We start from the raw sequence: 26949 nt of genomic DNA, 5'->3' as shown, positions 1-26949 counted from the left end.
CGTCAGGCCGCGCGCCCCGGTGCCGTGGTGAGCAGCGGGAGAAGGATCGTGTCGACGAGTGTGCGCTGCTCCTCGAGGCTCGGCCGCCCGCCGTCGAACAGCGTCGCGGTGAAGAGGCGCGCGAAAGCGAGGTCGAGCACGGCCTCCGCTCTGTCCGTGTGAACGGGTTCGCCTCGCGTCGCCGCCCGGCCGCAGATCTCTCGGCCGACCTGATGGCTCCGTTCGCGCACCTGCGATGCGACGTGCTCGCGCAGGGTCGCGTCGTCCCTGACGGCCTCGATCAGCCCGATCAGAGAGGGCCCGCGGTCACCGGTCAGCGTCTCGGCGATCTCTGCGACGGTGGCCAGGAGGTCACCGTGCAGGGTTCCGCTGTCGGGAACCGCCGGAGCGTCGCCCTGCGCGTGCCGGCGAAGGGCGTCGGCGACGAGTTCCGCTTTGGTGGGCCAGCGCCGGTACATGGTCGTCTTCGATGCGTGTGCGCGAGCAGCGATGCCGTCCATCGTGACCCGCTCGTAGCCGAGCTCGCCGACGAGTTCGAGGGCGGCGTCGAGGATCGCCACCGTGCGCGCTTCCCCGCGAGGCACCGAGGCCCCCGTCTCGGCAGTACGAACATCTTCACCGGGGGCGATCGACTCCATATGTGTACGATACCGTATCGTACACAACCGACGCAATGGAGGCCCTCCCATGTCCGAGACCATCGAGCGCATCACGATCGCGGTTCCCCAAGAGCAGCTGGACGACCTGCGCACGCGGTTGACCCTGGTGCGCTGGCCGGACGGCCGCACGGTTTCCGACACGTCGCAGGGCCCCACTCCCGAGAAGCTCTCCGCGCTCGTCGACTACTGGCGCGACGGATACGACTGGCGGCGCGTCGAGGCGGAGCTCAACGGCTGGGGCATGCACCGCACCACGATCGACGGCCTCGACATCGACTTCTTCCACATCCGCTCGAGCGAGCCGGACGCGACGCCGCTGATCATGACCCACGGCTGGCCGGGGTCCGTTCTCGAGTTCCGGAAGGTCATCGGCCCGCTCACCGATCCGGCCGCGCACGGGCTGGACCCGGCACAGGCGTTCCACCTCGTGATCCCCGTCCTGCCCGGGTTCGGGTTCTCGCAGAAGCCCGCCGGCACCGGCTGGGCCCCGCCCCGGATCGCGAAGGCCTGGATCACCCTGATGGACCGGCTCGGCTACGAACGCTGGGGGGCGCAGGGCGGAGATCTCGGCTGCGCCGTCAGCGACGAGATCGGAAAGCGGAAGCCGACCGGACTCATCGGCACGCACCTGAACTTCGCGATGTTCCCGCCCACCCCGGACGAGATCGAGGATGCGACGCCGGAGGAACGAGCGGCCCTGCGTGACGCGAAGTACTTCTGGGACACCCTCTCCGGCTACGCCAAAGAGCAGTCCACCCGACCTCAGACCATCGGGTACTCGCTCGCCGACTCGCCGGTGGGGCAAGCCGCATGGATCTACGCGATGTTCCAGGACACCTGCGGGACACCCGGCGACGCCGAAGGCTCGTTCACCCTCGACGAGATGCTCGACGACATCATGCTGTACTGGATGCCGAACTCGGGCGCATCGGCCGCCCGGATGTACTGGGAGATGGAACAGTCGGGCTGGTCGTCGCCGGCCCGGATCGACGACCCGATCAGCATCCCCGTCGGCTTCACGATGCCCCCGAAGGAGGCGGTCCGGAAGTCGCTCCGCCAGCTGGAGCGCCGATACTCGAACATCGTCTTCTTCAACGAGCCGACCGCCGGCGGCCACTTCTTCGCGCTCGAGCAGCCCGGCACCCTCGTCGCCGACATCCGTGCGACGTTCGCGCGGCTCCGCTGACCGGGGCCGGGAACGGTCCGGATGACCGGATCGTAGAGTGGGCTGCATGCAGGCAGTCGACGGGCCATCGTCATTCACCGGGTCGGTCGCCGTCATCGGCCCCGGCGCGATCGGGACGACGATCGCGGCGGCGCTGCACGAGGCGGGCACGACGCCGCGACTCTACGGACGCACCGCTCGCGAGCAGCTGACTCTGCACCGCGAGAGTCAGGACATCGTGGTGCCCGGACCGGTCATCACCGACGTATCGCAGGTCGGACAACCCGCCGACCTCGTCTTCCTGGCCACGAAGACCACCCAGCTCGCGGCGGCAGCGTCGTGGCTGGATGTCGTGGCCGGCCCGCACACCGTCGTCTGCGTCCTGCAGAACGGCATCGAGCAGCAGGCGTCTCTCGCGGGTCGCATCCACGAGAGCCGCGTCGTCCCCGCCGTGGTGTGGTTCCCCGCCGAGACGCAGCCCGACGGCACGGTGCTACTGCGCGGCGAGGCGCGCCTCACTCTGCCCGACTCTCCGGCGGCGACGACCGTCGTCCAGGCCCTGCGCGAGACATGGTGCGGAGTCGAGACCTCCCGTGACTTCACGTCCGTCGCGTGGCGCAAGCTGCTCCAGAATGCGGTCGCGGGGCTCATGGTCCTGACCGGGCGGCGTGCCGGGATGTACCGGCGAGAAGACATCGCCTCGCTCGCGCTCAGCTATCTGCAGGAGTGCCTTTCCATCGCCCGGGCCGACGGCGCGGAGCTGGACGACGGCGCCCCGCTCGAGATCCTCACGCGCCTGCAGGCGTTCCCCGTCGATATGGGGACATCCATCCTCGCCGACCGTGAGGCCGGCCGCCCCTTGGAGTGGGACACGCGCAACGGGGTCGTGCAGCGTCTCGGCCGGCGTCACGGCATCCCGACCCCGATCAGCGACGTGATCGTGCCGCTGCTCGCCGCGGCCGGCGACGGCTCCGACTGACAATCAGACCATGCGGCGCTGCGCGCTGAGGCCGGAGAGGATCACGTCGATCGCGAAGTCGCGGCGGCGGCGCTCGTCGGCGCCGGTGAGCGCGGGGGCGAGCCGGCGGACGGTGGGGAACCGTCCGGGGTCGGCGGTCGCGTAGGCGGAGAGGGCGTCCTGCTCCCGGGCGCCCGAACCCTCTGTGCCCTGGTGGCGCACGGTTCGCTCGACGGCCGTGGCCGCGGCGAACTGGGCGATCAGGTCGACGGCGAGCGCCGCATCCGCATCGGCGATGCCGCCGGCCTTCATGAGCGCGAGCTCGTGCTCGGCCAGCCGCATCGCACCCGGGAGGGTCGGGATGGTGCCGAGCGCGACGGCGCCGATCCCGGGGTAGGACTCCAGCGCGTCGATCGTGTTCACGATCGTGGCCGCCAGGGCCGCCCGCCAGTCCCCGTCGACGGACTGGGCGAGCTCGACGGTGCCGTAGACGTCGTCGAGCGCGTGCTCCAGCAGCAGGTCGCGGCCGCCGAAGTAGGCGTAGAGCGAGGCCGGACCGGTGTTCACCGCCGCGGCGACATCGCGGAGCGTCACGGAATCCACCCCGCGCTCCCGGATCAGCGCCAGCGCCGCGTCGAGGATCGAACGCCGCGAGAGCGGCGGCTTGGCGGGGCGGTCCCGGCGGGAGACGGGCTCAGCGGGCAGCGGCATGGTCCCACTATACGGACTTGACACGGCCCGCGTTCTTGACGAACATTGTTCGCGAACAGTGTTCGTCACGAAGGAATGAGGACTCATGTCGGTGTTGGTGGTGGGTGCCAGTGGCGCCGTGGGCGGTCTGGTCGTCGCCGGCTTGCTGGAACGCGGAGAGCGCGTGCGCGCGACGAGTCGCGACCCGCGGAAGCTCAGCCTTCCGGACGAGGTCGACGTGCTGCGCGCCGACCTGAACGATCCGGCCTCCTTCGCGCCCGCCGCGGAGGGTGTGGACCGGGTGTTCCTGTACGCGGACCTCGACGACCCGGACCCGCTGATCGCCCGGCTGGTCCGCTCCGGAGTGAAGCACGTCGTGCTGCTCTCCTCCGCCTCCGTGACGTACCCCGGCGCCGAGTCGGACTTCAACGGATCCCGGTTCCTGCGCATCGAGCGAGCCGTCGAAGCGTCGGGACTCGACCACACCTTCCTGCGCCCCGGCGGCTTTGCCAGCAATGCCGCCCGCTGGAGCTGGAGTGTGAAGGGGCGGAGCGCCGTGCCGCTGCCGTATCCGGATGCTGTGCAGGTGCCCATCCACGAGGCCGACATCGCCGACGTGGCGGTGGTCGCACTGACCGGGGACGCGCTGCTGAACGCGAAGCCCGTCCTCACCGGCCCGGAGCGACTCACCCTCCGCGAGCAGGTGGCGACGATCGGCTCCGTGATCGGTCGTCTGGTGTCCGTCATCGAACAGACCGAAGCGGAATCGGCCGCGATGCTGTCGCAGTTCGTGCCGGAGGTCTGGGTTCGTCAGATCATCACGGACTGGCGGGAAGCCGTCGGCGCCACCCCGGAGGTGTCGGACGAGTACACCCGGATCACCGGGCGACCGTCCCGCACGTTCCGCACCTGGGTCACCGACAACGCCGACCTGTTCCGCTGAGGTCCGGAGGGACGGCGTCGTCGATTACGGACGTATGCCCTGCCGGACGGCGCCGAGAGCCTTGCGAACGGCCCGCTCACGCGACTGCGCATCGTCCTGCTCGGAGTCGTACACGAAGGCGGTCGTCCCCCGCCGGCTGCCGCAGTAGTCGATGAACCCGTGCTCGATCTGCGTCCGCATCGCCTGCTCGTATCCGTGACGCTCGTACACGCCGGCATCGTCGCCCGCGATCGGAATCAGGTGGATGGTCAGCCGGTCGAGGTTGCGACGGATGCCGTGCTCCGGGTCGATGGAGAACGCCCATCCGTTGACGAACACGCGGTCGATCCAGCCCTTCAGCAGAGCGGGCATGGACCACCAGTAGACGGGGAACACCAGCACGAGGTGTGTTGCATCGTCCAGTCGCCTGTGCTCGGCGGCGACGTCGGACGGGAAGTCGACGCCGGTCAGGTACGTGTGGCGATCCGCGCGGGTGAAGCGGGGATCGAATCCCTCGGCGGCCAGATCGACGACCTCCACCGGGGACGGCTGCAACGCGTCCGCCAGCCGGTGAGCGACGACGCTCGTCAGGGCGTCAGGGTCGGGGTGGGCCGTCACGACGAGAGTCTTCACACTCCATCATCCCCCGGACCGCACTCGGCCGCCCCCTGCGCGTGCGGCTAGGCTGGCCTCGACGAATGACGGAGACCCGATGGACATCGACGCGATCGACCGCAAGATCATCGATCAGCTGCGCATCGACGGACGCCGCTCCTTCGCGGTGATCGGGCGCAACGTCGGCCTGTCCGAGCCGAGCGTCCGCGCCCGGTACCGGCGACTGTCGAAGGCCGGCATCGTCCAGGTGGTCGGGATGTCGGACGCCCCGAAGCTCGGCGAGATCGAGGTGCACGTCGCGATCCGGGTGCGCGGCGTCGCGGTGGCCGCGGTCGCCAAGCAGCTGACGGCGATTCCCGAGATCAAGTTCATCGCGAGCTCCGTCGGCGCGTACGACCTCGTCGTCGACATGCGCTGCGACGACGTCGTTCACCTGTCCGCGATCCTCAACGACCGCATCCGGCGCGTGAACGGGGTCCACCACGTCGAGACGATGACCGTGCTCGAGGTGACGAAGGACAGCTACCTGTGGGCCGGCTTCCGCGAAGACCCGGTGCCGGCGGGCGACGCGATCATCAAACGCCGGACGAAGCCGCCTCAGCTGCCGAAGCTCTGACCGGCGGCCTGCCCAGACTTCTCGCGCAGGCCCACCCAGGAGTAGTCCTTGTACAACTCCAGCAGCACGAACTCGTCGATGTCGGTGACGCCGGGAAGACGCCGCACGTCGTCCAGCAGGGTCACGAGCTGATCGAGGTCGCGGCAGGTCGCCTCCACCCAGATGTCACGGGCACCGGTCGCGAGGGCCACGTGATTCACCATCGCCATCTCGGCGAGGCTCTTCGCAACAGCTCGCGGGGAGTGGTCGCGGACACCGATCATCAGACGGATCGACTGATGACCGAGCGTCAGCGGGTTGCACAGGGCGACGATCTTCAGGATGCCGGACTCCTGCAGCCGCGAGACGCGGCCGCGGACGGTCGCCTCGCTCACCTCCAGCTCGACCGCGAGCTCCGTGAACGGACGGCGGCCGTCGCGCATGAGCAGCTCGATGAGCCTGCGGTCGGTGTCGTCGATCATCCCATCCGACCTTAGGACGCGATCCTGAGAACGCCCGCGGGCACGGTCACGCGATGACCGGCTCCAGCGCGCGAACCGCCGCGATCAGCTCGGCGTTGCCGGTGGCGAGTTCGCCGTCCTCGCGGGTCAGGCCGTCCTCGAGGCCGACCCGCGTCTCGCAGCCGTCCTCGATCGCGGCCCGGATGACCGGCCAGACCGTCCCGTCGAAGCCGTGGTACAGGATGGGCGCCGTCACGCCGGCGTCCCGCAGAGCGGTGGAGATCGCACGGCAGAGCGCGACCGCCGCGACGGCGTCCTCCTCCTCCGGCTCGATGAGGATGCGCACGTTGCGGCGCAGCGTGGGCGAGGCGAGCAGCCCGGGCACGTCGGCCATCGACCAGACGGCGCTCTCCAGCACCATCCCGCGGGCCAGGACCAGCTCAGCGGCCTCCGCTGCTCCCTCTTCGCTGAACGCGACGGAGGCGAAGTCGGGCAGGGCGTCCTCCGGCCAGGCCGCGAGCAGGCGCATCCGCTCCTCGTGCCCGGAGCACGTCCACAAGCCCGTGGTCGTGCCGATCGCACCCCCGGACGCTGCCGCACGGAACGCCCGCACCATCGCGCCGACGTGCACCGGGTCGATGGTCTGGCCGCCGTCGGGGGTGCGCGCGTGAGCGTGCACCACGTCGGCGCCCGCCGCGAGGGCGGCGGCCGACTCCCGGGCGATCTGATCCGCGGTCAGCGGGACTGCGGGGAACTCGTCGCGAGTACGCCCACCGTTGATGGCGGCTTTGAGGAGCATGGGGTCCTTCCGGATGGAGCGGGTGTGAGGTGGGTCAGGAGACGAAGGAGGCGACGGTCGCGCTCGCGCCCGTGAGGTCGCCGAGGCGGCCGCCGTCGCGGAGCGCCTCCACGAGCTCGGGCTCCTCCGCGTCGTCCTCCAGGGCGACATCGATGAGGGCGCCGAGCACGGCAGGCGAGGCGAACAGGACGCCGTTGGCGTCGGCCAGCACGATGTCGCCCGGATGGACGACGACGCCGCCGCAGACGACGGGGATGTTCAGCCCGCCGGCGTCGATCTCGTGCAGCTTCGTGGTCAGCATGCTCAGACCACGCCCGTAGACCGGAAGGCCGAGCGGTGCGATCTCCTCGATGTCGGTGGCGGTGCCGTCCACGACGGCCCCGGCAGCACCGCGGAACGCGAGGGCGCTCGCGACGACCTCCCCCAGCGGCGCGTGCCGCACATCCCCTCCGGTGTCGACGACGACCACGTCGCCCGCCTCGACCAGCCCGGCGGCGTGGTGCAGCATCGTGGAATCGGTGGCCGTCGTGCGGACGGTCACGGCGCGTCCGACGACCCGGGCGGTGCCCGCCAGGCGGCGGATCCCCGGGTCGGCGAACCCCTCCTCCAAGTAGTGGCCGAGGGTCGGGAAGGAGACGCGGGTGAGCTTCTCGACGAGGGCGGCGTCCAGGGCGGGCGGGGTCGGTCCGAGTCGGATGGGCATGGCGGTACCTCGGTTCGTGATCGTGCGGTCGGTGGGCGTGGGGATCAGAGGCTGATGGAGGTGTTCAGCCGGCGGTTCTCGAGCACCGGGAGCACGATGCGCACCTCGTCGGTGCGGCGCTGAGAGACGGTGCCGGCCGCGAGACCGTAGGTCTCGCCGCCCAGCGCGACGCGCACCACGCCGAACGGGTCGACGACCATGCTCATCCCGATGCAGTCGGGCGACGCGGAGCCGGCGGCGACCAGCCACGCGGTCGACTCGATGGCACGGGCGCGCAGCAGCGTGCGCCAGTGGTCCTCCTTCATCGGACCGGTCACCCAGGCGGCCGAGACCGAGAGCAGGTCGGCGCCCTGGTCGATGAGGTTGCGGGTGAGCTCGGGGAAGCGCAGGTCGTAGCAGTTGATCAGGCCGACGTTCGCGCCGGCCAGCTCCACGACGACCGGATTCCCGTCACCCGGCGTGACGTAGTCCGACTCCCGGTAGGCGAAGGCGTCGTAAAGGTGCAGTTTCCGGTAGCGGGCGCGCTCGACGCCGCGCTCGTCGATCGCGACGATGGTGTTGTACGGCCGATCGCCGTCGGTCCCCTCGTAGCCGGCGGCGATGATCGCCATGCCGTTCCGCTTGGCGAGGCCGGAGACGAACTCCACGAAGCCGGGCCACTCGGCCCGCGCGAGCTCACCGAGCGGCACATCGACCCCGTCGGCGAGGAGCATCGCCTCCTCCGGGAGCACGAGCAGCTCGACGTTCTCGGCCGCGGCCTCCTCGACCAGGGTCTCGATCGTCCGCCGATTCGCGGCGAGGTCGGTGGTGGGCGCGAGCTGACCGGCTGCGACCTTCATGGTGTTCTCCTCGATGTTCCGGGATGAGTGGTTCAGGCGACCAGGATGTGCGCGTCGTCCGGACGCCAGGACACGGTGACCGGGTTGCCGGGCAGCAGTCGCGTGAGCTCGTCGTCGGCACGCCCGCTCGGCCGCGTGATGACCAGCTCGGCGCCCTGCTCGGCGCGCACGATGTACCGCCACTCGTCGCCGAGGAAGACGGCGTCGAGGAGGGTGGCGGCGAATCCGTCCGCGTCGGCGCCGGCGGACAGCGTCACGCGCTCCGGACGGACGGCCACCGTGACCGCCTCCCCCGGCCCGGCGGCGCCGGGGACCGCAGCGAGCCTCCCGACTCCCGCGACATCGACGGTCGCCCCCGCCGGGGTGCCGTGATAGACGGCGTCGAACAGGTTGCACGTGCCGATGAAGCCGGCGACGAACCGGTTGGCGGGGTGATCGTAGATGGCGCGCGGCCCGTCCACCTGCTGCACCCGGCCCTCCGACATCACGGCGATCCGGTCGGACATCGTGAGCGCCTCCTCCTGGTCGTGCGTCACGTACACGAACGTGATGCCGACCTCGCGCTGCATGCGCTTGAGCTCCACCTGCATCTCCTTGCGGAGCTGCTGGTCGAGCGCGCCGAGCGGCTCGTCGAGCAGCACGACCGCCGGACGGGAGACGATGGCGCGGGCGAGCGCGACACGCTGCCGCTGACCCCCGGAGAGCTCGTTGGGCTTGCGGTGCGCGAAGCGCTCCATGCGCACCAGAGCGAGAGCGGCATCCACCGCGGCGTCCCGGTCGGGGAACCGCTTCCTGCCGCGCACCTTCAGCTCGAAGCCGATGTTGTCGCGGACGGAGAGGTGGGGGAACAGCGCGTAGCTCTGGAACAGCATGTTGAGGTCGCGCTTGCGGGTGGGGAGGGACTCCACCGACTCGCCCGCCAGCTCGATCGATCCGCCCGTCGGCGTCTCGAATCCGGCGATCATCCGCATCAGCGTCGTCTTGCCGCATCCCGACGGACCGAGGATCGAGAAGAACTCGTTGTCCCCGATCGTCAGGTCGACGGGCTGGACGACGGTGGTGCTGCCGAACGTCTTGGTGACGCCGGTGAGGCGGATGGCCGGAGGCTTCGTCCCCGAGGTCCCCCCGGAGGTCGGCGTCAGGGCCGTCGAGCTGGCGAGCGTGGTCATGATGGTTTCTTCCTCAGCGTCGGATCGGAGCCCTCAGGAGGCCTTGACCTTCGTCCAGCCCTGCTGGAAGTAGGTGAGAGCCTTGCCCGGGTCGACGATGAACTCGCTCTTCTCGAGCTGAGCGTCGGTCGGGTACACCGCCACGTTGTCGAGCAGCGACTTGTCGGTGATGTTCGCCTTGGCCGCCTCGTTCGGCGTGGCGCTGCCGCCGTCGTTCGTCAGCATGGCCGCGATCTCCGGCTTCAGGGTGAAGTTCAGCCATTTGTATGCGGCGTCGCGGTGGGGCGCATCCTTGGCGACCGAGAAGCCGTCGACCCAGAGCGTCCCACCCTCCTTGGGGATGACGAACTTGACGTTCGGGTTCGCGGCGGTCACCTTGGCGATGGCGCTTCCGCCGTACGCCTCCGCGACACAGGCGTCGCCCGAGGCCAGCAGGTCGGCGTAGTTGGAGGAGTTGTATCCGGCGAGCAGGGGCTTCTGGTCGAGCAGAGCCTGCGTGCCCTTCTCGATGTCCTTCTCGCTGGTGGTCGTCGCCTTCAGGCCCTTGTACTGGAGGGCCGGGATGTAGGCGCTCAGCATGTTGTCGAGCATGTAGATCTTGCCCTTGTAGGCCGGATCCCACAGCGCATCCCAGCTGTCGATCTCCTTGCCGGTGCATGTCGAGTTGTAGGCGAGGCCGGTGGTGCCCCAGACCCACGGGACCGAGTACTCGTTGCCCTTGTCGTAGCTCGGGTCGGCGAACTTCTTGCCGAGGTTGTCGAGTCCCTCGATCTTGGAGTGGTCCAGCTTCTCGATGAGCTCCTGGCCGACCAGCTGCTGGACGGCGTACTGGCTCGGCTCGACGATGTCGTACCCGGAGCCGCCGGCGGCAAGCTTGGAGATCATCGTCTCGTTGGCGTCGAAGGTGTCGATGGTGACCTTGATCCCGGTCTCCTTCTCGAACGCCGAGATCACGGTCTTCGGGATCTCGTCGGCCCAGGCGTAGACGTTGAGCTGGGTGGAGGCGGCGGAGGACGACGAGCCGCCGGAGCCGCTCGAGCACGCGGTGAGTCCGAGGGCGGCGATCGCGGCGGTCGCGATCAGGGCTGTGGTGCGTTTCATGGGTCTTCTCCCGTTCGGAGGGGGCGGGGTGGGGGCTAGCGGTTGGTGGGGATGGAGGTGGTGCTGGTGTCGGGCGGTGCGGCAGCGGTGGTGCCGGATGGGCTCGCCAGGATCCGTCGCATCTGTTGGATGCCCACGGAGAGGACGACGACGAAGGTGAGGACGATCAGCAGCGTCCCGAGCGCGTTCAGCTCCGGGGTGAGTCCGGACTTGAGCAGCGAGTACACGCGCAGCGGCATCGTGGTGGAACCGACGCCGGAGACGAAGGTCGAGATCACGATGTTGCCGAGCGAGACGGTGAAGGCGAGCAGCCACGAGGCGAGGATCGACGACCGCATGAGCGGGAACAGCACGCGGGTGAAGGTGCGCCACGGGGTGCAGCCGAGGTCGGCGGCGGCCTCGATCAGGCTCGGGTCGAGGGTGCGGAACGCGCCGATCAGGATGAGCGTGGTGAGCGGCAGCGTGATGATCATGTGCCCGAGCACGAGGGTGAGGATGCCGAGCGGGATGTGCGCGAAGCTGAAGACGCTGAGCAGCGCGACGCCGAGGACGATCTCGGGCACGATCAGCGGAAGTGCGATCGCGCCGAGCACCGCCGCGGAACCCCGGAAGGGGAACCGCACCATCCCGATCGCGGCGAGCAGGCCGATCACGGTCGCGACCGAGGCGGCGAGCACGCCGACGATCACGCTGACGAGCAGCGTCTGCAGCAGTGCGGTGTCGCCGAACAGCTGGCCGTACCACTCGAGGGTGAAGCCCTTCCACTGGTATCCGCCCTCGGCCGAATTGAACGAGTAGACGATGACGGCGACGATCGGGATGTAGAGGAAGACCAGCACGATCCGCGCGATCCAGGACGTGACGCGATCCATCAGGCGACCCTCTTCCGTCCGCGGCGGGCGATGAGGCCGGCGACCGCCATGGCGACCAGCATCAGCACGAGCAGCACCATCGAGACGGCGGCGCCCATCGGCTGGTTGCGGAACTCGGTGTACAGGGTGACGATCAGGTTCCCGACCAGCTGGTCCTTGCCGCCGCCCAGCAGAACGGGGATGACGAAGACGCCGAGCGTCGGGACGAAGGTGAGCATCGCCGCCGCGACGATCCCCGTCGAGCTGAGCGGGATCAGCACGCGGAAGTGGGTCTGCCACCAGCCGCAGCCGAGGTCGGCGGCGGCCTCCTTCACGCTCGGATCGATGGCACGCATGCTGGCGTAGATCGGGAAGATCGCGGTCGGGAGGAAGGCGTACAGCAGCCCCATCACCACGGCACCCTGGCTGGGGATCAGGGACAGGCTGCCGGTGTCGACCCCCAGCGCGCCGAGCACGCCGTAGACGGGGCCGCCGCGGCCGAGGACCGAGATCCACGCGAAGGTGCGGACCAGGAAGTCGGTCCAGAAGGGGACGATGATGAGCAGGAGCAGCAACGACTGGCGCTGGGGCGGCCGCGACACGATGTAGTACGAGACGATGTAGCCGACCACCAGGCAGACGACGGTGTTGATCAGCGCCATGACGAGGCTGTAGCCGAGCACCTTGCCGTAGGCCGGGTCGAACAGCTGCGCATAGTTGTCGAAAGTGAAACCGCCAGTGATGCCGCCGTAGACGTTGCTCTCGGCGAACGAATTGCGGGCGACGAGGACGATCGGGACGATCGCGAGCCCCAGCACCGCGACGATCGCCGGGGCCATGAGCAACAGGCCGATGCGTGTGCGCCGCCTGTCGCGCGGGGCGCGGCCGCGGCGCGCCTGCTCGTCGCCCCGCTCCGCCGGAGCGGTGTCCGGCTCGGCGCGAACGATGGTCTCGGTCGTCACGTCGCTGCCTCCTCTGGTTCCCGGTGGGATTGATCCATTGTTGGGCGAGTGTTCACCGGCGGGATACGGGAGCGGCCTGCGAAACGCGTGGCGGTCAGGTTACATGCTTGCGCATATCGCACCGCGACCCCTCGGTAGCGTGGGCACATGCGAAGGCGGATCGTGGTGTTGGCTCTTCTTGTGGCAGCCGTTGTTCTGATCCTGGTGGGAGCAGCAATCGCGCTGCTCTCTCCGGTCGACTTCGGCTGGACCGCATATGCGCCACTGTCCGGTGAGTCGTTCTCGTTCACCGGGATGTACCCGCTCACGGCAGCGCGGGCCGCCGGCATGGGAACGGCAGTAGCCGGTCTGCTGGTGATCGCCGGCGTCACCGGGTGGACCCTCGGTCGCAGGTCGACGCGCCGGGGAGCACGGTAGTCCGATCCCGACCGTCGTGACCGCCCCTACTCAGGTGAGATCGTCGGACAACGCGCCGGTGAGATGATCTTCTACGCCAGGTGCCCGAGTGCTTTGAGCACATCCCCCAACCACACCAGTTCGAAAGTGACGGTCGAGTCGCCGTCCTCGGCCCGGTGGAGGTTCGCCCACGATTCAGTGAGCTGACCGATCGTCAGCGCCGGCGGGTCCTTCATCACGTCGTAGATTTCCGGGTACGGCATCGAGTAGAAATAGTCCTCGTGCAGGGTGACGGACGCACCCCTCGTCTGCTCAAGATGTGTGACCAGCCGCTCAAACACCTCGCGGAGTTCGCCGGTGTCGATCGTCAATCCGTCCCACGGTTCCATACCCCGACCTTGGTGGGCGGCCGACACGATCACGAGTGCCCGATAGGCGATCGCTCAATGGGACGCGCGGCTGGGCATTCGCGCCACCCGAGTTTCGGCGGTGCTAGCATCCGACAGCGCCTGACGGAGGCTTTGCTCCGGCCGGACGTGAGGATGTCGCCGGACGTGGGGATGTCGCCGGGGGTGTGGATGCGCGTACGAGTGGGCGGTGTGCTGGCTGTCGTCGCCGCGGGAGCGGTGGCTCTTCTAGCTCTTACGGGATGCGGCCATGCTCCCACCGGCACGGCAACCGCAAACACGGGGCACGCCCAAGCCTCACCCTCCCCGGGGCCGGCGAAAATGATCCCGGGCCCGGTGCCCGGTATCGGTGGGACGCCCCCAAGAGACGACGCCGCCATGGTCCTCGCGCAGCAATGGATCGCTTCGGCGCAACCGCCCCCGGGGGTTCGTGCTCTCGACGCGGCACCGGCCTCGGGACCGAAGCGGCCGGCTACGGAGGTGGCATGCGACTGGTTGGTGCGGGCGACGAAGTGGTGGTCGACAGACTCGGCGCACGCTGCCGCAGCCTCAGCTTGGCTGACCCAGCACCCCGTCGATGGTCTGGTTACCGACGGCACGATGACCGGTCCGGGTGACCTCACCGCCATCTTCGAGCACTCACCGCAGAAGCAGAACGACTCCGTCGAATTCGAATTCGCTCCAAGCGGCGACAGCGTCACCATTCGCGTTGACGTCACCATCGTGCCAGCGGGCGCCCAATGCAACTCGACGGGTGGCGCAGCGCAGACAGGCCCCGGAAACTCAGCAGGCCGTTAGACGCTCGCGCACGCAAGCGGATCGTCGCTGGGACGGGGGCGCACCCACCATCACCCCGCCCAGTATGCCCGCTAACTTAGTCGCCATGATTCGGATTGCTGGCGGGCGCCGCTTATTGACTTCAGGCGGCGTCCTCGCCCTAATGACTGTCGCGGCGTTGCTTTCGGGGTGCGTACAGTCGTACCCCATCGGACGTGCGCCGGCCGGGGATCCAATTGACGCCGCAAAAGCACTGTCCGATGCGCCCGCTCCCGTTCGTACCGGCGACGCCAAAAAAGCGTGCGGAGCGTTCGTCCTTGCTCAGGGCCAAACGCTGCCCTCCGATGCAGTCGACTGTCTCGAGGCGGCGGTTTCCAACCGAGACGCTGCGGAACTTGCGTGGAGCGTCCCGACCACCGAAGGCGATCCCATCGTGTCTTTCGCTTTTGTTACGCCGAGCAGCGGAGCAGTGACCGTCTACTCCACCAATGCCTTCGATTCCTACGGTGGCGATCCTGGATGGACGCAGAGATCGTGCAGCGATCCCATGATCGCGACAAGTCTCGCCGGATGCGCAGCACCCTAAGGAACTCGAGCTGGCCGCCGTCGTGCTCCCGCTGGCTCATTCCGGCAGATAACCCATGTCCAGGACCACCGGTCGCTGCCCAGCCTGGTATAAGGATCCGCTTGCGAGTCGAACGGGCGAATCGGATTCAGGTTGGCAATCTTCCGCCTGGGTCTAGCAACGCGTTTGCGTCGTGATCGCGTTTGCTTCGTTTGCGTCTCTTGTTCTCGGCGGAGATGAACACGGTCGCGGATGGCAGCCAGAGCAGGACTACCGCAGCTAGCTGGATCCCGTCGAGGACGAAGTCATACGGCGCGCTTCCCACCAGGTAGGCGAGACCCAGCCCGACGACCACGGTGAGGGCGATCCGGCTCCACTTGCGTCCACGCAGGGCTAACCAGCCGAAAAGTACGGGAAGCTCCGCCCACACGATGGCGGCCAGGACCAGCAGCACCAAGAACGCGACGGCGATCGGAATCGCAGCGGCTCCGTTCGGTCTGGCTGTTAGGTTTCGCGTCACCGCAGAAAGTAACCGGGAAGCATTGCCTGAGACGGCATTTATGGTGATCTGTACGAATTCGACAACGCCCACCAGGACCAGAAGCGCGAAACCGATCCGCAGACCACGAGGCAACCTCTTCAGGAAGGCCCCCTGGACCTTTCCGGCTTCTTCGGTCACCATTCCGCCTCCCTGCTGCGCGGGCAAGCCGCCGTGGACGCCCCCAGGATATTAGCCGCCTGCGCAGGCGGACGAGCGGTCACGTTGGCACGATAGCCATTCGGTCTTGGCTCCCCGACAAACCGCCGTCCCTTAGGCGTGGCGTAAGCCGATCGTTGATCGGGCGGGGATCCTGTGAAGATATCCCCATGACGGATGAGGGTTGGCGGGTGACTGTCACGCCTGAGGCGGCGATGGTATTGCACAAACGGTTTGGGGAACCGGGCCTTCTCACGGCGACCTTGGGCTTCTGGGGCACTCTTTACGGGGAACGTGGGCAGTTGCGACTCGTTAGGCACAGCGAGCTTGTCGCAGTGATCTCAGACATCGAGCACATCGGCACTGACTTGGTCTACACCGCGCGGGGAATCTTCCTGCCAGGACTCGTAGTAACGATTGCGGGCGGTGAAAAGCTCCCGCTGCTGCCCTTCGAGCGACCCGGGATTCTTCCGCACTCGGTCAAGAATTCTTCGGCCGTCGCGGCGGAGATTCGGCTAGCGGTGTTTGGTGCCGCATGAGGGCTGCAAGGGACGCCCGCTGAGTCATCAGTCTGCGGACGTCTCCCCCTATTGACTACCCGACGGAATCTCCTCCGGGCGAACCGGGCGAACATGGGGAACGAGTCGCTGCTCGACGGCGCCGAACAGGTCGAAGTTGACCCGCGCTTGCGTCAAGCTCGGCTTGTTCGCTCCACCTGCGAAGAACGGGTCGTCATTCTGAACAGCGTCGTTTTCCCAGAAGCAGACGGGACAGATTTCGTAGCTGCCGTTCTTGGAGTCGTCCAACGTCAGGTAGCCGCAGCACGGACATGGGTACTTCACTCGCTCAGATTGCCCTGGCACACCGCCGAGCACAATCCGCTACCCGCGGAAGCGTGGTCTGCCGGAACGTTCCGGTCCCATGTCGATAACCCACGCGCTCTGACACGCGACAACCGATCGGCTTGCGCACGAGGGTCCGCCGGCGGGGGCTTCTGCCATCGTCGATCCGAGCGATATCGACGGAACCCTTTTCGATCGCTCCATCCATCCCCGCACCGAATGCTGGTTCAGGACCAGCGCTGAGCACCTGGTCGCGAAGGGGCGCGAGTACCTGGAACTCCTCGATCGCCACGGCGTCGGGTGGATCGAACGCGAGGACGAAAACCCGCGGCACGTCTTGTACGAGGACGATGTTCAGATCGTCGTCGTCCCTTTCTCGCAAGCCAATCGATCACCGGGCACGGAACGAAGGCGAAACTCGGACTGTTACTGGGCCGTTGAGCCTATTCAGGCTGATGCGAGCTACCGCCCACCTGTGCAATTGCCAGAAGGTGGGGACTGAGATCGCGAATGCCGGGCATCGCGGACGCGGCACGAGCGATGAGCAACGCCGCTTCTCTTTCCGCTGCCCGCGCCTCAGTCAGCTCTTCGAGGTACAGACCTGCTGGCCCCTCGATTCCGACGACCTCGATCACAGCCAGCCCGGCGGACTCGACTTCCGCATGCAATTCTTCGGCCGTGTGGAAATGGCCTGCCGGAAACCGAAGCCCGGGAGCTGGTCGCCCAGAAGCCAGCAGATCGACCCACGTCGAGGGCAACGGCTCAGGAGTGGGCGCCCCAAGCGACATCGCACCGAACGCGATGAAACGAGAGAGGGCCGCAGCGAAGATGAAGCCGCCACTGCGGGTGACGCGTTTCGCCTCGGCCAACGCGCCTTCACGATCGCTAACAGAAGCGAGGTGATAGAGCGGGCCGAGAAGAAGGACGCCGTCGAAATGGTTGTCCTCGAATGGCAACGCCCGCGCATCTCCGAGGCGGCTGCTGACGCCCGCCTCAGCCGCCCGCTCGACATGCACAGGAACCGGATCTATCAGTTCCACCTCATACCCCGAGTTCATCAGCGACCGGGCATGATGGCCCGTGGCGCCGCCAACGTCGAGCACTCGACCTCCGGAGAGGTATTCGCGGACGATCTCTTGAACGCGAGTGAACTCGAGCGACCCCTGAGCTGACCGTGTGGTCAGGCGCGCGCCCTCGTCGAACTCTTCGCTATAGAAGGTGAGGATCTGCTCATCGATTGCGCATTGCTCCGGTTCGGCCATGTCGGTCAGCTTGTGGGTGAACAGGCCGACAGCGCAAGCTCTCTAACTGCACTGCCCAGTAAGGATCCCTCAGCGGGCGCTTTCCCCCGGCGTCGCCGGTGCTTCACGAAGTGGCGACAGGACCGCTGTGAGTGCGGCTGCCGCGAAGACGATGATCACGCCGAGGAGGACAAGACGGTCACCGACTAGCCCGATCAAGAGGCCGGAAATGAGGGCGCCGGCTGCGGCCATCGTTCGATTGACCGAGCGTCTGGTGGCGTTGGTCCGGCCGAGCAATTCGTCTGGCGTCAGCGTCTGCCAATAGACCTGCTCGTGTGAGTTCTCTGTCCCCATAGCCAGCCCTTGAAGGGAGAGGGCAATAAACAGCAGGACACCCCCTGCCGCGGTTGGAGGAGCTACGGCTACGAGGAGCCATCCGATCGGGTAGATCGCGCGCGCAAGGATGATCACCCGCCCTGACCCGAGCCACGTTCCGAGTCGCGGCGCGAGCGAGGCACCGATGAAACTGGTGACGCCGAAGACGGTCAGCAACAGCCCATAAATGAATGCGGAGAACCCGAGCGTTCGGAGGGCGAGGATAGAGGGGGCCGTCATCGCTGCACCATTGGCGATGAACCAGATGTGAGTCGACACCGCCAGCCGGCCCAGGGTCTGGTGACGATACGTCGATTTCAGGCCCTGGCGAATCTCGACGCCAAGGTTTGCATTACGAGGGCTGGGTTTGGGCTCTTCGACCCGGATGCTCGCGTTGAGCGCCGCATCGACGAGGTAGCTGATCGAGTCCACGACGATCGCGATCGGGGCCCCCAGCAGCCCGACCAGCCCCCCACCGAGTGCGGGACCGACGGTCTGGGCGGCCGCATCCGTTTGGTCGAGTCGCGCGTTGGCCGTGATCAACCTTGTTCGGGGCACCAGACGAGGAAGCAGCGATTGGGTAGCCGCGAATCCGAAGACCGAGAACCCCCCGAATAGCAGCAGGGCGATGACCAGCATCCAGATCTGCAGCACGCCACAGACCCACAGGATCGGAATTGTCCCCAAAGAGAGCGCACGCCCGAGGCTCGCCCACACCAGGATGGGCTTGCGACGCCAACGATCCGTATAGACGCCGGCAATCAGCCCAACCAGTGCGTACGGCACGAACTGCGCGGCGTTCACAATGCCAACCTCGAACGGCTCCGCGTGCAGTAGCTGCACGACCAGCACAGGCATCGCGACCGTTGTCACGGCCGTGCCAAAGGAGCTGATCGCGGCCGCGGTCCAGTAGCGAGCGAATGAACTGTGGTCGACACGAGCACGCGCATCGCTCATCCGTCCGCCCCCTCACGCCTTTCACTCGACAGTAGCCGAGGAGCGGCCGGGCGAATCCTGGCCGGTAGATGATCGCTCAGCGAGCGGCGAGAATCCTCGCAGGTCGTCAAATCCATTGCGACCCGCGGGGGCTAGGCAGTCAGCAGTTCGCGCAGGGTACGGCGGGTCTCCGCGGTGACAGCGAGCGCATTCAACATGGCGTCGGAGTCGGCCGCGAACGCTCGCACGTGCGGCGTCACCGAGCTCAGCCAGGATGCCGTCTGTTCCTGGGTCCACGACGCTTGCCGATCGTGCGTCGGTCCACCATGTTGGGCTGTGCCGGCCATGGCGTAGACGGACTCGGCGTAGTCGGCCACGATGCCGTCGATAGAGACGCCCGCGTTGGCCAGCAGCAAGGCGCTGATCATTCCGGTCCGATCGCGACCGGCGGCGCAATGGATGAGCACGCCGGGCTGAGACGCAGCAATCGCCTCAAGCGTCTCGCGGATGAGTCCGGGAAGGATGCGGACATTGTGCTGCCAGTATTCAGGCGAATCGAGAATCGGCAGGCACACATCGCGGAACTCGGGATGCGTCTGGTCTTCCGTCGGCGCAAGAGTGATCGTCACCCCCTCTGGAGGTACTGCTTCCGGGTCGGCGTCTCGCGGGCCGCTCTCTCCCGCGCTGCGCAGATCGACGACCGAGCGCAGTCCCCAGCGAGACGCGGCAAGCCATCCCGCCGAAGTGAGGAGTTCGCGGCGTGGTCCACGCGCAACGCGGCCCATGACTGTCGTGCCGGTATCAGACAGCCGCGTCGGCAGCCCACCAAGGTCGCGGACGTTAGGCAACCCGTCCCAATCGAGATTCCGCATCTCGACGAGGCTAGCAATCGCATCGCCGCGGCCGGCCCGAAGGCCGATCGGCAATCGGACTAATCGCTTCACTCGGAACCGTCGCGGCGTCCCTCCGCGGCCCTTCGGAGTTCGCCTATCGATCCGATCGGCGTTGGCTCACCCGGCTGCCTCAGTACAAGTCCAGTCACGTGATCGCGCCATTCGACCTGGGGCGCCATCGTCGGCAACGTCGTGTAGCCGGCTCGCACCTCCCGGCGCCTAGTGACCGGAAGGAGCACGATGCTAAGGCAGAACGAGGCAATACAAGCGAGGAGGACAAGCCAGAATGCGATCGACCAGGCACCACTTGTTGGGCCCAGATCCGCTCCCGCGAAGGACACCAGAGCACCTAGCATGGCCAGGCCGATGGTCACAACGATTGATGTGAGCGCGAGCACCCACCAAAACCAGGCGGTTGGTCTGACCGGGACGCTGGCTCGTGTCACCTGATGGGCCACTCGCTCAGCCTAGTCACCCTTCAGGCAAACATCGCAGACGACAAGGCCCCACCCCTCATGTCGCCGCAATGGATCCGCTTGCGGACGGGATCGAGCGGGTCCCGCCGACTGCAGAGGTAACGACTGACCTCAGCGGGTGCGGCCGCTGAGGGCCATTGTCTCCGCGTGCTCTGTTCCGCTCTCGTACCAAACGAACTCCACTTCAGGGATCACTTCGCTGGGACGCGCCACGACGTGGCGTGAGCTCTTCTCGTACGCGGTCCGCCAATCGCTCTCGCTCAGCGTTCCGCAGTAGACGAGCGACATGTGGAAGACCCACTCTTCCAGCGGCAGTTCACCGATGCGATGGAAGTCGGTCGCATCTAACGCCGTTGTGAGCCCGGCGTACGCGTCCACCAGAGTTACGGCCCGGTGCAGCCGAGCAATGAGGATCTGGAATGGCGTCGGGAATCCATCGACGGCATCAACTCGCACTTCGATTGGCGCCTGCTGGCTCGCCCATGCTGCGACCGCGTCTCTCAACTCGTGAACTCGCGCTGGCTCATTAAAGCCTCGCAGGGTCACATGCCCCGAGTGAGGGTGGGAGATCGAACGCGGCAGTCTTGTTTTCAGTGTTGCCTGTTCAGCCTCGTAGAACTCCGCCACGGGTCCAGCCGGCCGGAGCACAAGATATTGCTGACCATTGAGAGATTCGAGCAAGGTAGGGTCCGTCATGAATTCTCGCGCCACCAGGTCCTCCAGTCTTTCGATTGGCTGACCATACCGGGACCGCGCAGACGCACGCCCGATATTACGACGTCAGCGCGAAGGCGAACCACGAAGACAATCCGTTAACGGACGCTGGCTGGGGGCAGGCTCGTATTCTGAATGGATGCGCCCTCGCACCGTCGCAGCGGTCCTCGGAGGACTGATCTGTGTCACGCTCGTCTTCGGAGAAGTCACACATTGGGGCGCAAGCCGCAGGAGGCTCGGCACCGGAGAAAGTGTGGGACACGCGGAGGCCGTCGTCGTCCTCGGCTACAAGAACGCCGGCACTCACGCCAACTACATGAACCGCTACAGAGTGCGCGCCGGGCTCCGGTCCATCGAGCCAGCGGCCCGGGCAAGCACACTCGTCCTGTGTGGTGGGGCAGTCGGCGGCCGGACTCCCGAGGCTGAACTCATGGAGAGCTACGCAAGAGAGGTTCTTGGATATACCGGCCTGATCCGTCTCGATAAGACGAGTCGGTCGACCTGGGAGAACATCCAGAACGCGATTCCTCTGATCGAGGACGCCGAATCGATCAAGATCGTCTCGACCTCCTTACATGCAGAGAAGGGTCGCGCCTACCTTTGGAGGCTGCGCCCCGACCTCGCCGACCGCCTTGCTCGCGGCCGCGAGTACCGAGTCGGGGAGATTACATTCATCAAGCCCCTTGCCGCCTTTATCGGCCTGCGAAACCTGGTCACGCTTCGCGGCAGGTGACGTGGCACGAAGGGGATCCGCTATCGAACGCGGCAAGCGCATTCGTCCGGTAGATCCTTCTATCCTCGAAACGTGACCCGGTTCGTTCGATTTGAGAGCGCTGCGCCTAATCGTCGGGGCCAGCATCCAGGCGTGTTCGCGATGGTCAATGGCTTGGCTGCGGCGGGGCTGCTCAGCCGTGAGGACCGACACTGGCTGGACGCGGCGAACGAGCAAGCGAATACCGCCTATCCCGATCCCAGCACGATAAGACCGGGATGCTACGACCCGGTAGCGAACCCGGGGGCGCGGTCCTGGTTCAAGGTTGAGGCCGCGGCGCTCCTTAGCATGACCGGCACCTACCTTTCGATTCTCGATCGGTATGGCGTCGCTTGGGTCGAGCTCCGCACATCACATCCAGGCAGGATCGTCTATGACGACCAAGTCCAAGTGGTAGCTGTGCCGCACGCGTATCCCGCGGATTGGCCGTTCCCGATATCTCGGTAACGGATCGGCTTGCGGATGAGTTCGTAGGTGATCACGGGTGTCACTCGGCGAGGCCCCTGAGATTGTCGGATCATGCGAGCATGTCACGAATCCGATCGTTTGCCTCGCGCGGATAGAGCGGCACCTTCACGTCGACGTCATCGACGGGTCGCCACACGACTGGGACCACTGAGCCGTCCGACTCTGTGAGGGTTCCGCCCTCGAGTGCCGGTGCCGGGTCCAAGATGCCTGAGTACAGAGCGACGATCTCGTGGCCGAGTTCGCCGTTGTAGCGGAAGATGTTCTCAATCATGCCCAGGTGGGTGAGCTCGCGGACTTCGGCGCCGAGTTCTTCGTACACTTCGCGGATGATCGCTTCACGGTGTGTCTCGCCGAATTCGCCCCCCCCCCCCCCCCCCCCCCCGCCGACGAGCCGGTGGTATCCGAGCGGATTCTCGCTGGTGGGTGGATTGCTGCTGACGAGATGGCGTGAGCCATCGCCGCTCCGAGCGATGAGCATCGCCTTGACGCGGATGTGGGAGCGATCTATTGGCATGCCGCAATCATCCCGGTCCGGTGGGGCGTGTGTCAGGAAGGCTGGCGTTCTTGCTGCCACGCATGCCCAAGCTTGATCGGTTCGTGGAGTCGTACCGTGGGTGCATGCCGCTTCACGTCCAGAAGGTTGTCTGCTACGTCATCCATGACGGGCACCTTCTCGTCTTCACGCACGACACCATCCCGCTCGCCAAGACGGGTGTGCAGGTTCCTGCCGGCACCATTGAGCCCGGCGAGACCCCGGAGCGCGCAGCAGAGCGTGAGCTATTCGAAGAGACGGGACGCATAGGCCGGGTGGTGCAGTCGCTCGGCGAGGCGCGATACGACGTGAGACCTACCCGAGACGAGATCGCCGTACGTCACTTCGTGCTCATGTCGATTCAGCACGCAGACGTTACTGAACGATGGCGGGCAGGCGAACGCTTCCGATCCGACGGAGGAGGCGAACTCAGCTGGACGTGTTGGTGGATGCCCCTGCGAGACGCGCATGTTCTTGCCGCAGGTCTTGGCGCCAAAATCGGTATGGCGGCCTCGGCCGCCCGGTAACCGATCCATCAGCGTGCACGCGGTCATAGGTGCTCGTGGTGCGGGAGGATCGCGATGTGAACGGTGACGAGTGGTGGGATGTCGTTGACGCCGATGGGGTATCGACGGGTGAGAGGTTCATGCGGGGTGCGCCGGAGTGGCCGGACGGAGCATTCCATCTCATCGTCGCGACCTGCGTGGTCCGGCTCGACGGATCGGTTCTGCTAACCCAGCGCGCCCCTGGCAAGGAGTTCGGGTACGGGTGGGAGTTCCCGGGGGGCAGTGTGCTGGCCGGCGAGACGAGCCGCACCGCCGCGAGTAGGGAGTTGCGTGAAGAGACCGGCATCGCCGTTATACCGGATGCCTTGATCCTCGTCGCCCGATTCGTGGAGGCTTCGGCGCTGCTCGACCTCTACGTCGCGGAAGCACCGTCGTCCCACCAACTGCATCTCCAAGCAACCGAAGTCATGGCGGCCGCGTGGGTGACCATCACGGAAGTGGAGCGACGACTCGACGCACAGGTCATGGCGTCGCCCTGGAACACGCGGCTCGCCGCACTCTGGCCCAAGACGAAAACGACGATTCTTGGCGCTCTCTGACCGATCCGCCATCGGACGGGCGCGCAGTCCGAATGTCTTAAGGTAAAGAGATGTTGCCCCCCTCCCGGAGATTCCGGCCAGGAGAACGGATCGCGATTCGCGAGGTCCTGCGAGGACGCGTCTGGACGTCTCGCCCGGTCGTCGTTGTCGAAGACACGGCGGACCAGTTCGTTTCATACCTCGAACCCGGGACAGTCATCGATTACCCCGTCGGCACGCAGCACGGACGTGGCACGTTCTCGATGTGGTTGTCGGGTGAATGGGAACTCGGCCCGAAAGAGTTCCACGCGCCGGGAATGCTTCGAATCGCTCCCACCGGGCAACCATTCGAGGTGTTCGCACCCGTCTCAGCCGACCTCGGTGTGATGTCGTGGTACGTCAACTTTCAGCAGCCCTTGATCCGTACCGAGCATGGATTCGACACCATGGATGAGACTCTCGACCTACTCGTCTCGCCAGACTTCCGCTCGTGGGAGCGCAAGGACCACGACGAGTTGGAGCTAGCTCTCCAGATGGGCGTCTACGAGCAACACGACGCGCAGCGCATCCTCGATTCGTGCATTGCTGTCGAGAGTGTGCTGGAACGCGGCGAGGTGCCATGGGATCGCAGTTGGCGCGATTGGCGTCCTTTGAACCGACTGACTGCTTAACCGCCCATGGCCACGCGATGGCGGTTCAATTGCACGCTGAGGGATCGTTCAGCGCGCCCAACCTGATCCGGGCGATTGGGGCGGGTGGAGGTCGACTAGGTCAGGAGACGCCTGTTGGCGTTGTCGATGGCGCGGGCGAGTTCGTTAGCCGGGCGCGAGTTGATGAGTGCGAAGCAGATGAGTTGGAGCGGGTAGGTAGCTGCGAAGGCTCGTGCGCGCCTGATGATGTGTGCATCGGTGGCACGGGTGACGGAGTCCCAGCCGTGCCAGGTGCCGAGCGCGGCGACATCTTCGGCAGGGTCGTCAGCGCTGGCGAGGTCCCAGTCGAGCACCGCTGAAACGTGGCCGTTCTCCCACAGCACGTTCCCTCCGGCGAGGTCGCCGTGGACGAGCACGGGAGAGGCGGGTTCGAGGGCAGCGAGCCGGTCTGCTTGCTGCCGTGCCCGATCCTGTACCTGCGCGGCCAGCAGCGGGATCGCCTGCTCGGTCATGATGTCGAACCAGCTCGCGCCTCCCATGAAGGCCCGCGCCGGTGCGAGGTCGGCCCGCACGGTGTCGAGGGGGATGTTGTGGATCGCTTCGAGCAGCACCCGGAGCTGGCGTGGGTCGCCGTCTCCGCTCGGGTGGGGAGCGCCGCGGAGCCGAGTCTGCCCGACCGCGACAATATCGCCCACTCTTACTGGGTCGGTGAGGGAACGCGGTACCGAGAACGGAAGCTCGGGAAGCCGATCGACCAGGGCTTGAACGCGCATGAAGTCCGGGACCGACTCGACTGATCGACTCACGCGCACCGCGACTTCGCCCGCGAGGACGACGAGATTCGCTGATCCGTGCTCGATTCGTGTCCACGAAGTCGGGTCGACAGGTGCGCCCGCCGTACGGAGAACCTCGATGACGATCTGGTCGACCAGCCCCGCATCGGGGCGGACGAATCGGGTCTCCACCACCATCTGACCCTACTCGGCCGCCCGCAGCTGGATCGTTCGGCGGGCGGTCATGCCAAGAGGTGGGCCGGTCAGACCTGCGCGAGGCCTCCGTCGAGAAACAGCTCGCTGCCCAGGAATCCTGTCGAGGCTTCCGACGCGAGAAACGCGACGGCCATTCCGACCTCGCGCGGCTGCAGGAGGCGCCCGAGCGGCGATCCCTCGCCCATGCTCGCCACGGTGGCCGGCACGTCATCTTCGCCGACGGCGTCCGCGAGCGCTGACCGCAGCGACGGGGTGTCGACGGCGCCGAGAGTGAGAACATTCACCCGCACACCGGTGCCGCGCAGTTCGAGAGTCCACGTGCGCGCCATGCTCCGCAGCGCCGCTTTGGCGCCGCCGTAGAGGCTCATCCCGACGCCGCCCTTGACGGATGCCGTCGAGCTGATGATCACGATGCTGCCGCCTTCCGGCAGGAGTGGGATGGCGGGCTGGACGGTGAACAGCACCCCTTTCACGTCAGTGTCGAAAATGTTCGCGAACTGCGCCTCGGTGATCTGTCCGAGTGTGTTGCTATCGCCGACCACTGCGTTCGCAACCACGATGTCGATCTGGCCGAAGCGCTCGACGACCTTCGAGTACATCCCCACCATGTCGTCTTCGTCGCGGACGTCCGCTGCGATGCCGACGCTCGACGGGCCGAGCTCAGCCTCGGCCGCGGCGAGCTCGGCGATGTCGATCCCGGTGACGGCGACACGAGCACCCTGGGCCACTAGTTCTTTCGCGATGCCGAGCCCGACACCTCGCCCGCCGCCGGTGATGACCGCGGTCTTGCCGTCGAGCGGCCGTGCGTAATCGAACATGTTCTGTCTCCATTCCGGTGTGCGCGCCGATCCGAAGGGGTGGATATGCTAAGCGGACGAGTGTCCGCTCGCTAGCGGAGCGGACACGTGTCCGTTTGTCGAGGAGGGGGCGCATGCGCGCGGACGCCGCAGCGAATCGCACACGCATCGTGGACGCCGCCCGCGCGGTACTGGATGCGGACGAGGGCGGCGGAATGGCCGCAGTCGCCCGTCGAGCCGGGGTGGGGCAGGGCACCATTTACCGGCACTTCCCGACCTGGCAGGACCTGGTGCTCGAGGTGCACCGGGTCGACATGGACGAGTTGGCTACAGCCGGCGAGGACCTCCTGGGCTCACATCCGCCGTTCGAGGCGCTCCGGATCTGGCTGCAGCGCCTGGCCGACTACGGGCGATTGAAGAACGGCCTGAGTGAGGCTATGAGCGCGCTCCTGCACCAATCGCTCGGCCCCAGCGCACAGGTGGCCGACCTCAGCGCGCTCCGACTCCTGCTGACCGCCGCGCAGGACGCGGGAGCGGTCCGGACGGACATCACCGCAGAGGACCTCTTCGTGCTCGTCGGTTTCCTTTGGCGCCTCGAGCCGACACCCGACCGCCAGCAGCGCGGCGAACGACTGCTCGAGGTCGTGCTCGCCGGCATCCAGATCCCAGCGGACAGGTCTTGACTGTTCGAATGGACGCAGCCGCGACAAAGGCGGGTGCCGCAAGCCGATCCTGCACCGAGACGTTGGGCGGTGGACTCGCTCGGTTCACTCGGGCGACAAGAATTCGGACCGGGTCGGGCTGGAGCGGAGTTAGACGACGGGTTACCCAAGCGCGACGACAGCGCTG

At 66.8% G+C, this 26949-nt stretch carries 32 protein-coding genes; 11 read left to right on the top strand and 21 right to left on the bottom strand.

The window, feature by feature from the left end:
* Positions 1–2: 2 nt before the first annotated feature.
* Entirely contained in the window at positions 3–560 is a 558-nt protein-coding gene (locus BJ963_RS16785) for a TetR/AcrR family transcriptional regulator C-terminal ligand-binding domain-containing protein (protein ID WP_179457623.1), read from the bottom strand.
* A 127-nt stretch (positions 561–687) separates the two neighbouring features.
* On the opposite strand from BJ963_RS16785, the gene BJ963_RS16780 reads away from it, so the two are divergent.
* Positions 688–1845 carry an epoxide hydrolase family protein gene (locus BJ963_RS16780; protein WP_179457622.1) on the top strand — a complete coding sequence of 386 codons (1158 nt, stop codon included), beginning with the start codon at positions 688–690 and terminating at the stop codon, positions 1843–1845.
* A 46-nt stretch (positions 1846–1891) separates the two neighbouring features.
* Positions 1892–2803 (top strand): oxidoreductase, encoded by a 912-nt coding sequence (locus tag BJ963_RS16775; RefSeq protein WP_179457621.1) that lies wholly within the window; start codon positions 1892–1894, stop codon positions 2801–2803.
* A 3-nt stretch (positions 2804–2806) separates the two neighbouring features.
* On the opposite strand, the gene BJ963_RS16770 is transcribed toward BJ963_RS16775, so the two are convergent.
* Positions 2807–3493: a TetR/AcrR family transcriptional regulator gene (locus BJ963_RS16770; protein WP_179457620.1), complete on the bottom strand. Its 687-nt coding sequence runs from the start codon at positions 3491–3493 to the stop codon at positions 2807–2809.
* An 85-nt stretch (positions 3494–3578) separates the two neighbouring features.
* Here BJ963_RS16770 and BJ963_RS16765 point away from each other — a divergent pair, with 85 nt between their 5' ends.
* Positions 3579–4415 (top strand): SDR family oxidoreductase, encoded by an 837-nt coding sequence (locus BJ963_RS16765; protein WP_179457619.1) that lies wholly within the window; start codon positions 3579–3581, stop codon positions 4413–4415.
* A 24-nt stretch (positions 4416–4439) separates the two neighbouring features.
* Here BJ963_RS16765 and BJ963_RS16760 read toward each other — a convergent pair whose 3' ends face one another.
* Positions 4440–5027, bottom strand: coding sequence for an NAD(P)H-dependent oxidoreductase (locus BJ963_RS16760; protein ID WP_179457618.1), 588 nt, complete (start codon positions 5025–5027; stop codon positions 4440–4442).
* 79 nt (positions 5028–5106) lie between these two features.
* Here BJ963_RS16760 and BJ963_RS16755 point away from each other — a divergent pair, with 79 nt between their 5' ends.
* Positions 5107–5625 (top strand): Lrp/AsnC family transcriptional regulator, encoded by a 519-nt coding sequence (locus tag BJ963_RS16755; protein ID WP_179457617.1) that lies wholly within the window; start codon positions 5107–5109, stop codon positions 5623–5625.
* Here BJ963_RS16755 and BJ963_RS16750 read toward each other — a convergent pair.
* Genes BJ963_RS16750 through BJ963_RS16715 form a run of 8 tightly spaced genes read right to left on the bottom strand, consistent with a single transcriptional unit; the run spans position 5607 to position 12489 of the window.
* Entirely contained in the window at positions 5607–6086 is a 480-nt protein-coding gene (locus BJ963_RS16750; protein ID WP_179457616.1) for an Lrp/AsnC family transcriptional regulator, read from the bottom strand. The two genes, BJ963_RS16755 and BJ963_RS16750, sit on opposite strands and share 19 nt — an antisense overlap.
* Before the next feature lie 46 nt (positions 6087–6132).
* A complete protein-coding gene (locus BJ963_RS16745; RefSeq protein WP_179457615.1) occupies positions 6133–6864 on the bottom strand; it encodes a 3-keto-5-aminohexanoate cleavage protein in 732 nt (243 codons plus the stop codon).
* A gap of 34 nt (positions 6865–6898) precedes the next feature.
* Entirely contained in the window at positions 6899–7567 is a 669-nt protein-coding gene (locus BJ963_RS16740) for an RraA family protein (RefSeq protein ID WP_179457614.1), read from the bottom strand.
* A gap of 44 nt (positions 7568–7611) precedes the next feature.
* Positions 7612–8406, bottom strand: a complete 795-nt coding sequence (locus BJ963_RS16735; protein ID WP_089914535.1) for a carbon-nitrogen hydrolase family protein — start codon at positions 8404–8406, stop codon at positions 7612–7614.
* Positions 8407–8438: 32 nt separating this feature from the next.
* Positions 8439–9575, bottom strand: a complete 1137-nt coding sequence (locus BJ963_RS16730) for an ABC transporter ATP-binding protein (protein ID WP_179457613.1) — start codon at positions 9573–9575, stop codon at positions 8439–8441.
* A 33-nt stretch (positions 9576–9608) separates the two neighbouring features.
* A complete protein-coding gene (locus BJ963_RS16725) occupies positions 9609–10676 on the bottom strand; it encodes an ABC transporter substrate-binding protein (protein ID WP_089914541.1) in 1068 nt (355 codons plus the stop codon).
* A 35-nt stretch (positions 10677–10711) separates the two neighbouring features.
* The gene (locus tag BJ963_RS16720; protein ID WP_179457612.1) at positions 10712–11548 is read right to left on the bottom strand and encodes an ABC transporter permease; all 837 of its coding nucleotides are present in this window, start codon (positions 11546–11548) and stop codon (positions 10712–10714) included.
* A complete protein-coding gene (locus BJ963_RS16715) occupies positions 11548–12489 on the bottom strand; it encodes an ABC transporter permease (RefSeq protein ID WP_343037309.1) in 942 nt (313 codons plus the stop codon). Before BJ963_RS16715 ends, BJ963_RS16720 begins: the two co-directional genes overlap by 1 nt.
* A 147-nt stretch (positions 12490–12636) precedes the next feature.
* Here BJ963_RS16715 and BJ963_RS16710 point away from each other — a divergent pair, with 147 nt between their 5' ends.
* A complete protein-coding gene (locus tag BJ963_RS16710) occupies positions 12637–12906 on the top strand; it encodes a hypothetical protein (RefSeq protein ID WP_179457611.1) in 270 nt (89 codons plus the stop codon).
* Between the two features lie 71 nt (positions 12907–12977).
* Here the strand turns inward: BJ963_RS16710 and BJ963_RS16705 are convergent, their stop codons facing one another.
* Both BJ963_RS16705 and BJ963_RS16700 read right to left on the bottom strand, forming a co-directional pair.
* Positions 12978–13274, bottom strand: coding sequence for a hypothetical protein (locus BJ963_RS16705; RefSeq protein WP_179457610.1), 297 nt, complete (start codon positions 13272–13274; stop codon positions 12978–12980).
* Between the two features lie 1508 nt (positions 13275–14782).
* Entirely contained in the window at positions 14783–15316 is a 534-nt protein-coding gene (locus tag BJ963_RS16700; protein WP_179457609.1) for a hypothetical protein, read from the bottom strand.
* A 185-nt stretch (positions 15317–15501) separates the two neighbouring features.
* Here BJ963_RS16700 and BJ963_RS16695 point away from each other — a divergent pair, with 185 nt between their 5' ends.
* Positions 15502–15870, top strand: a complete 369-nt coding sequence (locus BJ963_RS16695; RefSeq protein WP_218857110.1) for a hypothetical protein — start codon at positions 15502–15504, stop codon at positions 15868–15870.
* Between the two features lie 48 nt (positions 15871–15918).
* Here BJ963_RS16695 and BJ963_RS16690 read toward each other — a convergent pair whose 3' ends face one another.
* From BJ963_RS16690 to BJ963_RS16670, 5 genes are all read right to left on the bottom strand, one after another.
* Positions 15919–16173, bottom strand: a complete 255-nt coding sequence (locus BJ963_RS16690; RefSeq protein WP_179457608.1) for a CPCC family cysteine-rich protein — start codon at positions 16171–16173, stop codon at positions 15919–15921.
* Positions 16174–16616: 443 nt separating this feature from the next.
* Positions 16617–17435, bottom strand: coding sequence for a class I SAM-dependent methyltransferase (locus BJ963_RS16685; RefSeq protein ID WP_179457607.1), 819 nt, complete (start codon positions 17433–17435; stop codon positions 16617–16619).
* Positions 17436–17504: 69 nt separating this feature from the next.
* Positions 17505–18746: an MFS transporter gene (locus BJ963_RS16680; RefSeq protein WP_179457606.1), complete on the bottom strand. Its 1242-nt coding sequence runs from the start codon at positions 18744–18746 to the stop codon at positions 17505–17507.
* Between the two features lie 131 nt (positions 18747–18877).
* Entirely contained in the window at positions 18878–19597 is a 720-nt protein-coding gene (locus BJ963_RS16675; protein ID WP_179457605.1) for a tyrosine-protein phosphatase, read from the bottom strand.
* A gap of 608 nt (positions 19598–20205) precedes the next feature.
* Entirely contained in the window at positions 20206–20790 is a 585-nt protein-coding gene (locus BJ963_RS16670; RefSeq protein WP_179457604.1) for a 2'-5' RNA ligase family protein, read from the bottom strand.
* A 157-nt stretch (positions 20791–20947) separates the two neighbouring features.
* Between BJ963_RS16670 and BJ963_RS16665 the strand changes: the two genes are divergently transcribed.
* The gene (locus BJ963_RS16665) at positions 20948–21541 is read left to right on the top strand and encodes a YdcF family protein (RefSeq protein WP_179457603.1); all 594 of its coding nucleotides are present in this window, start codon (positions 20948–20950) and stop codon (positions 21539–21541) included.
* Between the two features lie 556 nt (positions 21542–22097).
* On the opposite strand, the gene BJ963_RS16660 is transcribed toward BJ963_RS16665, so the two are convergent.
* Entirely contained in the window at positions 22098–22562 is a 465-nt protein-coding gene (locus tag BJ963_RS16660; RefSeq protein ID WP_218857108.1) for an NUDIX domain-containing protein, read from the bottom strand.
* A 104-nt stretch (positions 22563–22666) separates the two neighbouring features.
* Between BJ963_RS16660 and BJ963_RS16655 the strand changes: the two genes are divergently transcribed.
* Genes BJ963_RS16655 through BJ963_RS16645 form a run of 3 tightly spaced genes read left to right on the top strand, consistent with a single transcriptional unit; the run spans position 22667 to position 24335 of the window.
* Positions 22667–23107, top strand: a complete 441-nt coding sequence (locus tag BJ963_RS16655) for an NUDIX domain-containing protein (protein ID WP_179457602.1) — start codon at positions 22667–22669, stop codon at positions 23105–23107.
* Positions 23108–23163: 56 nt separating this feature from the next.
* On the top strand, positions 23164–23685 hold the full coding sequence (locus BJ963_RS16650) for an NUDIX domain-containing protein (RefSeq protein ID WP_179457601.1): 522 nt from the start codon (positions 23164–23166) through the stop codon (positions 23683–23685).
* Between the two features lie 50 nt (positions 23686–23735).
* Positions 23736–24335: a ribonuclease FAU-1 family protein gene (locus tag BJ963_RS16645; RefSeq protein WP_179457600.1), complete on the top strand. Its 600-nt coding sequence runs from the start codon at positions 23736–23738 to the stop codon at positions 24333–24335.
* Positions 24336–24430: 95 nt separating this feature from the next.
* On the opposite strand, the gene BJ963_RS16640 is transcribed toward BJ963_RS16645, so the two are convergent.
* Both BJ963_RS16640 and BJ963_RS16635 read right to left on the bottom strand, forming a co-directional pair.
* Positions 24431–25282, bottom strand: coding sequence for a phosphotransferase (locus BJ963_RS16640; protein ID WP_179457599.1), 852 nt, complete (start codon positions 25280–25282; stop codon positions 24431–24433).
* Positions 25283–25350: 68 nt separating this feature from the next.
* Positions 25351–26121: an SDR family NAD(P)-dependent oxidoreductase gene (locus BJ963_RS16635; protein ID WP_179457598.1), complete on the bottom strand. Its 771-nt coding sequence runs from the start codon at positions 26119–26121 to the stop codon at positions 25351–25353.
* Positions 26122–26234: 113 nt separating this feature from the next.
* Here BJ963_RS16635 and BJ963_RS16630 point away from each other — a divergent pair, with 113 nt between their 5' ends.
* Entirely contained in the window at positions 26235–26783 is a 549-nt protein-coding gene (locus BJ963_RS16630; RefSeq protein ID WP_179457597.1) for a TetR/AcrR family transcriptional regulator, read from the top strand.
* Positions 26784–26949 lie beyond the last annotated feature (166 nt).

The sequence above is a fragment of the Leifsonia soli genome, from assembly GCF_013408745.1.
GTDB lineage: Bacteria > Actinomycetota > Actinomycetes > Actinomycetales > Microbacteriaceae > Leifsonia > Leifsonia soli.
The sequence above is the reverse complement of the archived record's forward strand: the minus strand, read 5'-3'. Positions and strand labels throughout refer to the sequence as shown.

What these genes read in the sequence shown, in the direction of transcription:
- BJ963_RS16780 (WP_179457622.1), top strand. Translation starts at nt 688, where the DNA reads ATGTCCGAGACCATCGAGCGCATCACGATCGCGGTTCCCCAAGAGCAG.
- BJ963_RS16775 (WP_179457621.1), top strand. Translation starts at nt 1,892, where the DNA reads ATGCAGGCAGTCGACGGGCCATCGTCATTCACCGGGTCGGTCGCCGTC.
- BJ963_RS16770 (WP_179457620.1), bottom strand. Translation starts at nt 3,493, where the DNA reads ATGCCGCTGCCCGCTGAGCCCGTCTCCCGCCGGGACCGCCCCGCCAAG.
- BJ963_RS16765 (WP_179457619.1), top strand. Translation starts at nt 3,579, where the DNA reads ATGTCGGTGTTGGTGGTGGGTGCCAGTGGCGCCGTGGGCGGTCTGGTC.
- BJ963_RS16755 (WP_179457617.1), top strand. Translation starts at nt 5,107, where the DNA reads ATGGACATCGACGCGATCGACCGCAAGATCATCGATCAGCTGCGCATC.
- BJ963_RS16750 (WP_179457616.1), bottom strand. Translation starts at nt 6,086, where the DNA reads ATGATCGACGACACCGACCGCAGGCTCATCGAGCTGCTCATGCGCGAC.
- BJ963_RS16745 (WP_179457615.1), bottom strand. Translation starts at nt 6,864, where the DNA reads ATGCTCCTCAAAGCCGCCATCAACGGTGGGCGTACTCGCGACGAGTTC.
- BJ963_RS16740 (WP_179457614.1), bottom strand. Translation starts at nt 7,567, where the DNA reads ATGCCCATCCGACTCGGACCGACCCCGCCCGCCCTGGACGCCGCCCTC.
- BJ963_RS16735 (WP_089914535.1), bottom strand. Translation starts at nt 8,406, where the DNA reads ATGAAGGTCGCAGCCGGTCAGCTCGCGCCCACCACCGACCTCGCCGCG.
- BJ963_RS16730 (WP_179457613.1), bottom strand. Translation starts at nt 9,575, where the DNA reads ATGACCACGCTCGCCAGCTCGACGGCCCTGACGCCGACCTCCGGGGGG.
- BJ963_RS16725 (WP_089914541.1), bottom strand. Translation starts at nt 10,676, where the DNA reads ATGAAACGCACCACAGCCCTGATCGCGACCGCCGCGATCGCCGCCCTC.
- BJ963_RS16720 (WP_179457612.1), bottom strand. Translation starts at nt 11,548, where the DNA reads ATGGATCGCGTCACGTCCTGGATCGCGCGGATCGTGCTGGTCTTCCTC.
- BJ963_RS16710 (WP_179457611.1), top strand. Translation starts at nt 12,637, where the DNA reads ATGCGAAGGCGGATCGTGGTGTTGGCTCTTCTTGTGGCAGCCGTTGTT.
- BJ963_RS16705 (WP_179457610.1), bottom strand. Translation starts at nt 13,274, where the DNA reads ATGGAACCGTGGGACGGATTGACGATCGACACCGGCGAACTCCGCGAG.
- BJ963_RS16700 (WP_179457609.1), bottom strand. Translation starts at nt 15,316, where the DNA reads ATGGTGACCGAAGAAGCCGGAAAGGTCCAGGGGGCCTTCCTGAAGAGG.
- BJ963_RS16695 (WP_218857110.1), top strand. Translation starts at nt 15,502, where the DNA reads ATGACGGATGAGGGTTGGCGGGTGACTGTCACGCCTGAGGCGGCGATG.
- BJ963_RS16685 (WP_179457607.1), bottom strand. Translation starts at nt 17,435, where the DNA reads ATGGCCGAACCGGAGCAATGCGCAATCGATGAGCAGATCCTCACCTTC.
- BJ963_RS16680 (WP_179457606.1), bottom strand. Translation starts at nt 18,746, where the DNA reads ATGAGCGATGCGCGTGCTCGTGTCGACCACAGTTCATTCGCTCGCTAC.
- BJ963_RS16675 (WP_179457605.1), bottom strand. Translation starts at nt 19,597, where the DNA reads ATGCGGAATCTCGATTGGGACGGGTTGCCTAACGTCCGCGACCTTGGT.
- BJ963_RS16670 (WP_179457604.1), bottom strand. Translation starts at nt 20,790, where the DNA reads ATGACGGACCCTACCTTGCTCGAATCTCTCAATGGTCAGCAATATCTT.
- BJ963_RS16665 (WP_179457603.1), top strand. Translation starts at nt 20,948, where the DNA reads ATGCGCCCTCGCACCGTCGCAGCGGTCCTCGGAGGACTGATCTGTGTC.
- BJ963_RS16660 (WP_218857108.1), bottom strand. Translation starts at nt 22,562, where the DNA reads ATGCCAATAGATCGCTCCCACATCCGCGTCAAGGCGATGCTCATCGCT.
- BJ963_RS16655 (WP_179457602.1), top strand. Translation starts at nt 22,667, where the DNA reads ATGCCGCTTCACGTCCAGAAGGTTGTCTGCTACGTCATCCATGACGGG.
- BJ963_RS16645 (WP_179457600.1), top strand. Translation starts at nt 23,736, where the DNA reads ATGTTGCCCCCCTCCCGGAGATTCCGGCCAGGAGAACGGATCGCGATT.
- BJ963_RS16635 (WP_179457598.1), bottom strand. Translation starts at nt 26,121, where the DNA reads ATGTTCGATTACGCACGGCCGCTCGACGGCAAGACCGCGGTCATCACC.
- BJ963_RS16630 (WP_179457597.1), top strand. Translation starts at nt 26,235, where the DNA reads ATGCGCGCGGACGCCGCAGCGAATCGCACACGCATCGTGGACGCCGCC.